7 protein-coding genes are annotated in these 11,356 nt (G+C 55.8%); 3 read left to right on the forward strand and 4 right to left on the reverse strand.

Annotation, left to right across the window (positions count from 1 at the left end; genetic code table 11):
* The first annotated feature begins 226 nt into the window (after nucleotides 1-226).
* Nucleotides 227-1,435, forward strand: coding sequence for a PLP-dependent aminotransferase family protein (locus tag B3729_RS17205; RefSeq protein ID WP_286788515.1), 1,209 nt, complete (start codon nucleotides 227-229; stop codon nucleotides 1,433-1,435).
* Here the strand turns inward: B3729_RS17205 and B3729_RS17210 are convergent.
* Both B3729_RS17210 and B3729_RS17215 read right to left on the reverse strand, forming a co-directional pair.
* On the reverse strand, nucleotides 1,432-2,658 hold the full coding sequence (locus tag B3729_RS17210; protein ID WP_286788516.1) for a CaiB/BaiF CoA transferase family protein: 1,227 nt from the start codon (nucleotides 2,656-2,658) through the stop codon (nucleotides 1,432-1,434). The genes B3729_RS17205 and B3729_RS17210 overlap by 4 nt on opposite strands.
* A 22-nt stretch (nucleotides 2,659-2,680) precedes the next feature.
* Complete coding sequence (locus B3729_RS17215) at nucleotides 2,681-3,862, reverse strand: acyl-CoA dehydrogenase (protein ID WP_286788517.1); 1,182 nt, start codon at nucleotides 3,860-3,862, stop codon at nucleotides 2,681-2,683.
* 155 nt (nucleotides 3,863-4,017) lie between these two features.
* Between B3729_RS17215 and B3729_RS17220 the strand changes: the two genes are divergently transcribed.
* Nucleotides 4,018-4,959, forward strand: coding sequence for a LysR substrate-binding domain-containing protein (locus B3729_RS17220; RefSeq protein ID WP_286788518.1), 942 nt, complete (start codon nucleotides 4,018-4,020; stop codon nucleotides 4,957-4,959).
* Here B3729_RS17220 and B3729_RS17225 read toward each other — a convergent pair.
* Together B3729_RS17225 and B3729_RS17230 are read right to left on the reverse strand one after the other, a co-directional pair.
* Nucleotides 4,921-6,528 carry an inorganic phosphate transporter gene (locus B3729_RS17225; RefSeq protein WP_286788519.1) on the reverse strand — a complete coding sequence of 536 codons (1,608 nt, stop codon included), beginning with the start codon at nucleotides 6,526-6,528 and terminating at the stop codon, nucleotides 4,921-4,923. The two genes, B3729_RS17220 and B3729_RS17225, sit on opposite strands and share 39 nt — an antisense overlap.
* Nucleotides 6,529-6,832: 304 nt before the next feature.
* The gene (locus B3729_RS17230) at nucleotides 6,833-8,113 is read right to left on the reverse strand and encodes an OprD family porin (RefSeq protein WP_286788520.1); all 1,281 of its coding nucleotides are present in this window, start codon (nucleotides 8,111-8,113) and stop codon (nucleotides 6,833-6,835) included.
* Nucleotides 8,114-8,653: 540 nt separating this feature from the next.
* Here B3729_RS17230 and B3729_RS17235 point away from each other — a divergent pair.
* The gene (locus B3729_RS17235; protein ID WP_286788521.1) at nucleotides 8,654-11,296 is read left to right on the forward strand and encodes an MGH1-like glycoside hydrolase domain-containing protein; all 2,643 of its coding nucleotides are present in this window, start codon (nucleotides 8,654-8,656) and stop codon (nucleotides 11,294-11,296) included.
* The last annotated feature ends 60 nt before the right edge of the window (nucleotides 11,297-11,356 follow it).

Genomic DNA, 11,356 nt, shown 5'->3' on the forward strand with positions numbered 1-11,356 from the left:
AGCGCAGCACCTACCACCCGAAAGAGTTCAGGTAGTAATAATACGCAGCGATGGGTGTAATAAAGGTATTCATGGGTGACAAAGCTAACCGGTTCAGCAGGAAAGTCAAGCGAAACGGCAAATCACTAGAATTCCTTTCTTTCAACAGCCTATGACTTTTTCTCGTTTGTAGTGAGGGAAGCGGCAGACGCATAGTCTTCGCATCGTGATTAACGGCGAATCCCTCATGCGTATCTTCAACCCTGTCTTCGAGTCGCCACAAGGTTCTCCCATACGTGAGCTGTTCAAGTATCTCTCCGTCCCTGGCATGATTTCACTGGCGGGCGGCTACCCTGCCTCCGATCTGTTTGATGAAGCAGGGCTGGCAGAGGCGATGACAGTGGCCTTTCGCAATCCCGTCGGCTGCCTGCAATATTCCGGCAGTGAAGGTCTGCCGGGACTACGCGAGGCACTGGCCCAGTTGAGCCGCCAGCGCGGTATTCCCTGTAAGGCGGACGATCTGATCGTCACGTCTGGCTCGCAACAAGGGTTTGATTTGCTGGTTCGTGTCCTGCTGTCGCCGGGTGACGCCGTTCTGGTAGAACAGCCTACCTACCCCGCTACGCTTCAAGCCTTACGGTTGGTTCAAGCACGAATCGAAACCGTTGCCTCGGATCTGGACGGTATCGATCCTACGCAACTGGATAGTCAGCTGGCCCGCTATACGCAGGAGCAACGACCGAAGTTTCTCTATCTCTCCCCCACATTTGCCAACCCTACCGGACTTACGCTTGGTCTGGAACGCCGCCGCGCCTTGCTGGAGGTGGCGATGCGTCATGACCTGCTGATTATTGAAGATGATCCGTATGGTGATCTACGCTTTACCGGTGTTGCCATTCCTACGCTGGCAGAGCTGGCTCGCACGCAGCCGGAAACCCGAGATCAGGTAGTCTATTTGTCCAGCCTTTCAAAAATCGTGGCGCCTGGGGTTCGTATTGGCTGGATGATAGGGCCTGCCGAGGTACTTAAACGCTGTACGATCGCCAAGCAAACCGCTGACCTGTGTACCTCCGGCTGGATGCAATCCATTGCCGAAGCCTACTTGAAGCAGGGTTTACTGGAGCGGCATCTACCGGTGCTTACCGCGGCCTATCATGAGAAGTGCCTGGCGCTAGTGAGTGGTCTACAGACACACCTTGGCCAACGATTCGAATGCCGGATGCCGGCAGGCGGGCTGTTTGTCTGGGGGCGTTGGTCAGAGGGGCTGGATGCCAAGGCGGTCCTTGAGCAGGCTATTGAGCATAAGGTCATGTACGTTCCAGGCAGCGCCTTCTACGCCAAAGCCCCTGACCACTCTACGGTACGGCTGTCGTTTGCTGCGCCATCGCTTGAGCAGATCGACCACGCAGTAGAGCGGTTGGCCTTGGCCGTTCAGTCATTCGGGCGTAAAGGCTAACCGACTATACCCGCCTGCCTCCAGGCGTTGATTCTGGCATCGCCGTGACCCAGAAGATACCGCAACACCTGCTCGGTATGCTCACCGAGCAGCGGTGGAGGACGTCGGTACTCCACGGGCGTTCTGGAAAGACGCATCGGGCTTGCCACCTGCGGAACGGTTTGTCCCAGCGGATGCGCCATCGTAAAGGCCAGATTGCGTGCCGCTACCTGCTTATCGGCAAAAACTTGGGCCACTGAATTGATCGGACCACAGGGCACCCCCACCGCTTCGAGCAGGGCGATCCATTCTTCAGTACGCCTGAAAACGGTAACCTGCCGAATCAGCGGAACCAGTTCCATACGATGGACGACCCTCGCCTGGTTGGTGGCAAAACGAGGATCATTCACCCAATCCAGCCGGTCTGCCACCTCGCAGAACCGGCGGAACTGAGCATCATTGCCAATCGTGAGGATCATATCGCCATCGGCTGTTGGAAAGGCTTGATACGGCACGATGTTGGGATGGGCATTGCCAAGGCGCGTTGGCGACTCACCGGAGACCAGATAATTCATGGCCTGGTTGGCCAAGCAGGCCACTTCAACATCGAGCAGCGCCATGTCGATATGCTGCCCTTCACCGGTCTGAGTCCGATGGTTCAGCGCAGCCAGAACAGCAACCGTGGCATACAGCCCCGTCAGGATATCTACCAGCGCAACCCCTGTCTTGACCGGGCCACCGCCCTCGTCATCATCCGGATGGCCTGTCAGACTCATAAGGCCGCCAAGACCCTGTATCAAGAAGTCATAGCCTGCCCGCTGTGCATAAGGGCCGCTCTGACCAAAACCGGTGATCGAGCAGTAGATCAGTTCCGGGTTAAGAGCACTGAGCGAGGCGTAGTCCAGGCCATAGGCTGACAAGCCTCCAACCTTGAAATTTTCTAGCACCACATCGGATTTAACAGCCAGATCCCGAAGGATCTGCTGACCGTCGGGCTGGGTGAAGTCCACGGCTATCGACTGTTTGTTGCGATTGGCTGACAGAAAATAGGCCGACTCGCCCGTGTTCGCCCCTAGCGGGTCTTTTAAAAAGGGCGGCCCCCAATGACGTGTATCATCTCCTCGCCCGGGGCGCTCGGCTTTGATGACTTCTGCCCCCAGGTCCGCCAGGATTTGTCCTGCCCAAGGCCCGGCAAGAACCCGTGACAGGTCCAGGACCCGTATGCCTGCAAGTGCTCCAGCCATGAGCCAGCCTCCCTGAGAGTGATCAAAAGAAGGCCTGGATACCGGTCTGTGCCCGTCCCAGGATGAGCGCGTGCACATCATGGGTTCCCTCGTAGGTGTTGACCACCTCAAGATTAACCAGATGCCGCGCAATGCCAAATTCGTCAGAGATACCATTGCCTCCAAGCATGTCCCGGGCCATACGGGCAACGTCCAGTGCCTTGCCACAACTGTTGCGTTTCATGATTGAAGTGATCTCCACAGCGGCCGTCCCCTCGTCCTTCATTCGTCCCAGACGCAGGCAGCCTTGCAGGGCCAATGTGATATCGGTTTGCATGTCGGCCAGCTTCTTTTGAATGAGCTGATTTGCAGCAAGAGGTCGACCAAACTGCTTGCGATCAAGGGTGTATTGTCGAGCGGTGTGCCAGCAGAACTCGGCCGCACCCAATGCGCCCCAGCTGATCCCGTACCGGGCGGAATTGAGGCAGGTAAACGGACCTTTCAGGCCGCGTATTTCTGGAAATCGGTTTTCCTCAGGGACAAAGACGTTATCCATTACGATTTCACCCGTTACCGAGGCACGCAGTCCCACCTTGCCGTGAATGGCAGGTGCGGTGAGACCTTTCCAGCCTTTTTCCAGAATGAATCCGCGGATATCACCGGCCTCATCCTTGGCCCATACAACAAACACATCGGCAATCGGACTGTTGGTAATCCAGGTCTTGCTACCGGTGAGGCGATAGCCGCCCTCTACCTTTTTTGCGCGGCTGGCCATTGATCCTGGGTCGGAGCCATGATCCGGCTCTGTCAGCCCAAAGCAACCAATCCATTCGCCTGAGGCCAACCTTGGCAGGTATTTCTGGCGTTGTGCCTGAGTACCAAATTCATAGATAGGCACCATGACCAGAGACGACTGGACACTCATCATGGAGCGGTATCCTGAGTCGATCCGTTCTACCTCACGGGCGATCAAGCCGTAACACACATAATTAAGTCCACTGCCGCCGTATTCACTGGGAATCGTGGCGCCAAGCAAGCCTGCCTCGCCCATTTTTCGGAAAATCGACGGGTCGGTCTGCTCATGCCGGAACGCCTCCAGGACACGAGGCGCCAGTTGGGCCTGTGCAAATTGCGCGGCGCTGTTGCGTACCATCCGCTCTTCATCGCTGAGCTGTTGCTCAAGCAGGAGAGGATCTTCCCAATTGAACGGTGCATTGGCTGCCATTGCAGGTCACTCCGGTGATCTTGTTGTGAAGCAAGCCTAGAAGACGCCCAACTGTGCTGCAACCGAGCAATGTGCACAGGGTTGTGCGTAAAACTCACTTCACGCCATGATGATTACCGCTGCTGTAGGCATCTATCTGTGAGCAAGAGGTATATGTGAGAAGAAAAATACCCAGTACGGCTGCGCTGATTGCCTTTGAAGCTGCTGCCAGACACCAGAGTTTTACCCGGGCCGCAGATGAGCTGGCTCTGACACAAAGTGCGGTATGCCGGCAGATTGCGGGTTTGGAAAGCTTTCTGGGCATTGAGCTGTTTCGCCGTACTCGCCGGGGTGTTCTACTTACTGAAGCGGGATTATTCTATAGCCGGCAGGTAGCCCAGCACCTGGATGCAGCCGAGCGGGACGCGCTGGCTGTTATGGGCAAGCATGGCTCAGGCCGGCTCGAACTGGCGGTAGTACCCACCTTTGGTACACAATGGCTCCTGCCACGCCTTAAGCGGTTTCAAGTACTTCATCCAGACATAACGGTCAATCTGACCAACCGTACCCGCCCTTTTCTCTTTGCCGACACTGACTTCGATGCCGCGCTTTATTGTGGAGACGGTGAGTGGTCAGGCACACAAACCCATTTTCTCATGCACGAATACCCGGTGCCGGTGTGCAGTCCGGCACTGGTCGATCACAAGGATGGCATTACCGCTCAGGCTGTTGCAGCGCTTCCGCTACTGCAACAGACCACACGGCCTTATGCCTGGCGACAATGGTTTAATGCGCAGGGCCTGTCATTCCTCCATGACCTGCATGGTCCGCGTTACGAGCTGTTTTCCATGCTGGCTCAGGCCGCCATCCATGAAATGGGGGTTGCGCTGATTCCGCCGTTCCTTATCCAGAACGAGCTGGAGCAGGAGCGGCTTATTATCTTGAATACCTCTAGCTACCGCAGTGACCGTGCGTATTATCTTGCTATCCCCGAGCGTACGACCACATCTCAAGCATTACAGTCCCTTCGCGACTGGCTGCTTGGCGAGGCACAGGAGTACCGCACAGGCAGCTTATTATCAGAACACGGCGTGGAAGAGCCAGTACAGCAACCCTGAAAGCATCATCGCGGCGGGTAAGGTAAATACCCAGGCCAGGGCCAGGTTGCGTACCGTAGACATCTGCAGGCCACTGCCATTGGCTGCCATGGTTCCCGCTACACCCGAGGACAAGACATGCGTGGTCGAGACAGGCAGGCCATACAGGTCGGCTGCGCCAATAGTAGCCATAGCGACCAGCTCGGCACTGGCGCCTTGAGCATAGGTCAGGTGCGTCTTACCAATGCGCTCGCCCACGGTAATGACGATCCGTCGCCACCCAACCAGGGTGCCCATACCCAGCGCAATGGCTACCGCCACCTTTACCCAAAGCGGAATGAACCGTGTCGCCTCATCGATCTGGCGCTTGAATTCATTGAGATTGTTGCGCGTGTCGTCGGAAAAGGTATCGAGCTTTTGTTTCTTGAGCAGGCTGATGCTTTCTGAAGTCAGGTACATGTCGTTACGCACGTTCATCATGGCCTGGGCAGGTACGTTGGCCAGCGTGCCGTAACTTTTCACCTCATCGGCGATCAACCCGGTCACTGCACCCAACGCCGGAATGACCTCCTCTGTGGCCTTGCGAGTGCGTACATATTCCAGAAGTACGCCACGTGGATCGGCCGGTGCAGCGCCAGGTACATCCCTTACAATTCCTTGTTGAGTCACCTGAGCTACAGCAACGAACTGCGGCGTTTGCGTGGCGGGCACTGCACGGTTCAGCGCATAGGCCATTGGCAAGGTACCTACCAGGATCAGCATGATGAGCCCCATTCCCTTCTGACCGTCATTGGAGCCGTGGGCAAACGACACGCCGGTGCAGGTAAGGATCAACATCCCCCGAATCCAGAACGGGGGCGGCTGAGTGCCTTTGGGCTCCTGATAGAGTGCCTTTTGCTTGACCAGCATGCGCAATGTCAGCAGCAGGAGCGCCGCACAGATAAATCCTACCAGGGGTGAGAAAAGAAGCGCATAACCCACCTTCAGCGCCTGGCTCCAGTCCACCCCGCTGCTGCCGTCTCGCCCTTCCAGCCAGGCATTGGTCAGCCCGACGCCCAGAATCGAACCAATCAAGGTATGGGATGACGACGCTGGCAACCCAAGCCACCACGTTCCCAAATTCCAGACAATGGCGGCAATCAGCAAAGCAAAGATCATTGCAAAGCCATTGCTGGAGCCGACCTGCAAGATGAGGTCAACCGGCAACAGTGCAATGATGCCGAACGCCACGGCGCCGCTGGAAAGCATCACACCCATGAAATTCCAAAAACCGGACCACACGACAGCGACCTGGGCAGGCAGTGAATGCGTATAGATAACGGTAGCAACTGCATTGGCCGTATCGTGGAACCCATTGACGAATTCGAATCCAAGCGCAATGACCAGAGCCAGGCCCAGCAATGCGAACGGCAACCAAGTGGTGGCTACCGATCCGGCTTCACGGACATCACTGACAATACCGTAGGAACTGATGAGAATGCCGGCAAAAAGCAATGAGAAAAATAGGAAAACACTTCGGCGACTGAACGTCTGGTCCAGCCGGGGACGCGTGGCTGCGGGGGCCGCATCATGAGCCTGGATCGTCGACATACGAGAGGACCTTATAGGACTGTTCACCTCACGCTATGCCCTCTTTGTGACATTTTGTATGCAAATATCGACCGTTTGTCCTTAAAGCGTCATCTTGTCATGAATGTTTCTTCTAGACATTTTGGGTACTGCTCAGACCCGCCGCCAATGATCGAAACCTAGTGTCAGGTCTTCAGACGCCATTTATTGCAAAAGACGCTAGCCACTTATAAGTCAGGCCTTTCATCAGTAGTGCGTCTGGTAAACCAGGCGGGTCGCTGATCTCAAGCGACCCGCCTTGCCGGCTTATCCAGCCGGCATCTGTTTAGAAGATACTGATTGGGTAGTCGATGAAGATACGCACTTCGTTACCGTCATCGTTGTAGGAGCGGACATTGTTTGACGTGCGCAGGATGGAGTTACGCAGACGTACCGAAAGGTCCTTGGCCGGACCGTTCTGAACAACGTATTTCACCTGATTGAACAGCTCGCGCTCCTTGCCACGTCCATCTCCGGCATCGATATGATCACCGCGAACATAAGCCAGCTGATAGCTCAGGCCCGGAACCCCATAAGTGGAAAAATCCAGCCCATAGCCCAACTGCCAGGAACGCTCGTCCTTAGCGTTGAAGTCCGACCAGTAGGAGTTGGCAAGAAAGATCGTCATGCCACCGTCACCTATGCCGCCCGCGTTCTGATACCAGCCGTAGGGATAGCCAATATCACCCGTGCTGCGCTGGTGCGCCAGAGTGAAGGAGTGAGGCCCTACCGAGTAGGTAGCCGCCAGACTCCAGATCTTGTTGTCGCGGGCATTGGCATCACCTGAATAAGTCTGGGCAAAGCTCTTGTCCAACCGCGTCTTATAGCCATTGAAGTCAAACGTCAGAGACTGGTCCTTATCGATGGGCAGGACGTAGTTCAGGTTGATGTACTGCTTTTTCAGGACGTCTTTGACATCGGACGCATAAAGCGATGCCATGAACTGATCTGTGAACTTGTAGCTGCCACCGATGACATCGATCTTTTTCAGCCCACCGCTATCACGTCCTTCGGCACTCTTGCGGGACTCCTCGGTGAAGCGCCCTACGTTGAGGACAAGCCCATCGATTTCTTTCGAGGTAATCAGCGTACCGGTATAACTTTCCGGCAGTAGGCGTGAGGTGTCCGAGTTCAGGACCGGCAGCGCCGGCATCTGATCACCGTAGGTGATGGTCGTGTTGGAGAAACGTGCCTTGATCGAGGCGCCGCCCTTGGCGATATCGCTGGCCGCCTCACCGCTGTCGCCCTGTTTGAAGAAATCGATACCGCCAGCACCCGAGCGGCCTTTGCCACCGTCCAGGCGCAGACCGTACAAAGCAAATGCGTCGACGCCAAACCCTACGGTACCTTGTGTAAATCCAGATGCAAAATTGGCCGTTACGCCCTGCCCCCACTCCGCCTTGTCTTGATTACCGTGCTTATAGTCACGGTTCATGTAGGCGTTGCGCAGGAACAGCTTGAGGCTGCTGTCCTCAATAAACCCGTTGGAGGTCTGGGTTTCAGCTGCCAATGCCTGGGTAGCACTCAATACGCCACAAGCAATCAAGGTAATCCGTTTGTTTAACATCTACTGCCGTTCCTTTCTGACTAATACGGTGTGACGATCAGGCTTGTTTCTATAGGTCTTTCCTGACGGACTGGAAGGATTCCCGCACACGTGAATGACAGGAATGCTCATGGCTTACCGGTTGGGTGCCGCCTCGGCGGGTAAGCCTACGCGAGCGTTCCAAAAGCCTCATAAGGCCTGGCAAATCATGAGCTCTCTCGTGAAAGGGTATGTACGAGAGCAGCCACCTCGCACCCGCAAGAAAACAGGTGCCTGTTCTTCTCTACTGGTGATCGCAAAGCGATAGGCCATTGTACTGCCATATCAGGGGGTTATGTAACTGTAAGAAAAGGTTGCCGAACATGAATAGGTTTCAGGTTAATGCCGACGCCAAACGTGCTTGCCGACGCGTTTGGCCCGGCCATATCAAGCCGTATAAACGGCCCGGTTAGTGCAGCAAGCGTGGAATGTGAATCCTCCTGTGCCAAAAGATGTCTATACCTCATCAAGGGCGCCTGTTCGCGCTTGGAGTTTGGCAATCTAATTATCACGGGAGATACGATGACGGCACATCCAGCACCGGGCATCCTCAATACAATAGAAGGTCAGCGGCTTTCCGGCGTCGATGCCGAGCACTGGCGGAAATGGGGTCCCTACCTGAGTGAACGCCAATGGGCAACGGTGCGTGAGGACTATAGTGCCGATGGCAACGCCTGGAGCTATTTCCCGCACGAACATGCACGCAGCCGTGCTTATCGCTGGGGTGAGGACGGGCTGGCCGGTTTCTCGGATGTAGCCCAGCAGTGGTGCCTGGCGCTGGGGCTCTGGAATGAGCGCGACCCTTTTATCAAGGAACGTCTGTTCGGCCTGACGAACGCCGAAGGCAACCATGGCGAAGACGTCAAGGAACTGTATTTCTATCTGGATGGCGTTCCAAGCCACTCCTACATGCGCATGCTCTACAAGTATCCTCACGCCGAGTTTCCCTACGCCGACCTGGTAGAAGAAAACAGTCGCCGTGGCCTTGAGGATGCGGAGTACGAGATTTTGGATACCGGTGTCTTTAACGACAACCGCTATTTCGATGTAACCGTTGAATACGCCAAGAACACGCCGGACGATGTGCTGATGCGTGTCACGGTGGTAAACCGCTCTACCGAGGCGGCACGCCTACATGTCATGCCCCACCTGTGGACACGCAACACCTGGGTATGGACCGGAGCGCCGCAGCGACCGCTGCTATCCATCATGGACGATGGGAAAGTCAAGGCAACCAACTACAACTGGGCGGATTATGTCGCTAGCGCATGGGGTGACGTCACGCCCGAATGGATCTTCTGTAACAATGAAACCAACAAGCCAAAACTGGAAGGCATTGAAGCGTCCGGTCCGTTCAAGGATGGTATCAACGATTATGTGGTGAGTGGTGACGAGCAGGCGATTCGCCGAGACTCCGGCAGCAAGGTGGCTGCACGGTTCGTACTGGATATTCAGGGAAATGGCCGTTCGGTCATCTATCTGCGATTCGCACCAGAAACCGCTGACCCTCATCTCGATGTAAAAGCGGTCTTCGCCAAACGCCGTGCTGAAGCAGACGCGTTTTACGCAGAGTTGCAACACAACATCATCAATGAGGACGCTCGCAACGTACAGCGGCAAGCCATTGCCGGCCTGCTCTGGTCCAAACAGCTCTACTATTTTGAAGTCAACCGCTGGATTGATGGTGATCCCAATCGTCCTGCCCCGCCCCAGGAACGCAAGAGCGGTCGCAATACTCAGTGGCGGCATCTCGTCAATTTCGACGTTGTATCAATGCCGGATAAGTGGGAATACCCTTGGTATGCGTCATGGGACCTTGCGTTCCAGGCGGTGGCCTATGCCATGATCGATCCGGGTTTTGCCAAACAGCAACTTCTTCTGTTAGTCAAAGACCGCTTCATGCACCCCAACGGGCAGCTACCAGCCTACGAATGGAACTTTGAGGATGCCAATCCTCCCGTACACGCCTGGGCCTGCTGGCATGTTTATCAGCAAGAAAAGGCATTGACGGGACACGGTGATCGCGAGTTCCTGGAGCGCGTTTTCCATAAGCTTTTGCTCAACTTTTCCTGGTGGGTCAATCGCAAGGATGCCGAAGGCCGCAATCTCTTCCAGGGGGGCTTCCTGGGCCTGGATAACATCGGCATTTTTGACCGTTCCGCCGTCTTGCCGCCCGGCTCTCACTTGGATCAGGCCGATGGAACTGCGTGGATGGCTGCCTACGCGCTTGACCTGATGCGCATTGCACTGGAGCTGGCCAAGGAAAACCCGGTATATGTCGACATTGGCGTGAAGTTCTTTGAGCACTTCCTGCATATTGCCGGCGCGATCAACGCGGGTGAAGAGCGCCATGATGGACTCTGGGATGAGCAGGACGAATTCTTCTATGATGTGCTGCACCGTGGCGATGGCACCTGTGAGCCGATGCGGCTGCGCTCGATCGTAGGACTCATCCCGCTGTTCGCCGTACAGGTTTTAGAGTCCAAGGAATATGAAGGCCTACCTGGGGTGCGGGATCGTCTGAAGGAGTTCGTACGGCAACGTCCTGATTTGGCACGACTGGTTTCCCGTTGGACCGAGCCCGGTCAGGGCAACCGATTCCTGCTGGCGCTGCTGCGTGGCCAGCGGACCAAGAGTCTCCTGGCGCGAATGCTGGATGAGAAGGAGTTTCTGTCACCATTCGGCATCCGCTCACTGTCCAAGGTACATGCCGAGGCCCCCTTCGAGATGCGGCAGGAAGACGGCTCCATGCTTAGTGCACGTTATCAACCCGCCGAATCTGACTCCCGGCTGTATGGTGGTAACTCCAATTGGCGGGGGCCGCTGTGGATGCCGATCAACTATATGTTGATCGAATCGCTGCACGAGTTCTATCTGTATTACTCGGACAACTTCTCGGTGGAGTATCCGACTGGATCCGGCTACCTCGCCTCCCTGGAAGAGGTCGCCAGCGGCCTGAGCGAACGTCTGACGCGGATGTTCCTCAAGGATGAAAACGGCCACCGTCCCAGCATGATGGCCTATCCACAGCTTCAGAATGATCCGGACTGTGCAGACCTTGTGCTTTTCCATGAGTACTTCCATGGTGAGAACGGGCGCGGTCTTGGAGCTTCCCACCAGACCGGCTGGAGCGCACTGGTCGCGCTGCTGCTTCAGCCTCGTTGATAGCGGTGCATGAAAGGCCGGACCTCGTCCGGCCTTTTTACAACCGGCATTTCAATGCAA

Source organism: Pseudomonas sp. UBA3149 (genome assembly GCF_002364655.1).
GTDB lineage: Bacteria > Pseudomonadota > Gammaproteobacteria > Pseudomonadales > Pseudomonadaceae > Chryseomonas > Chryseomonas luteola.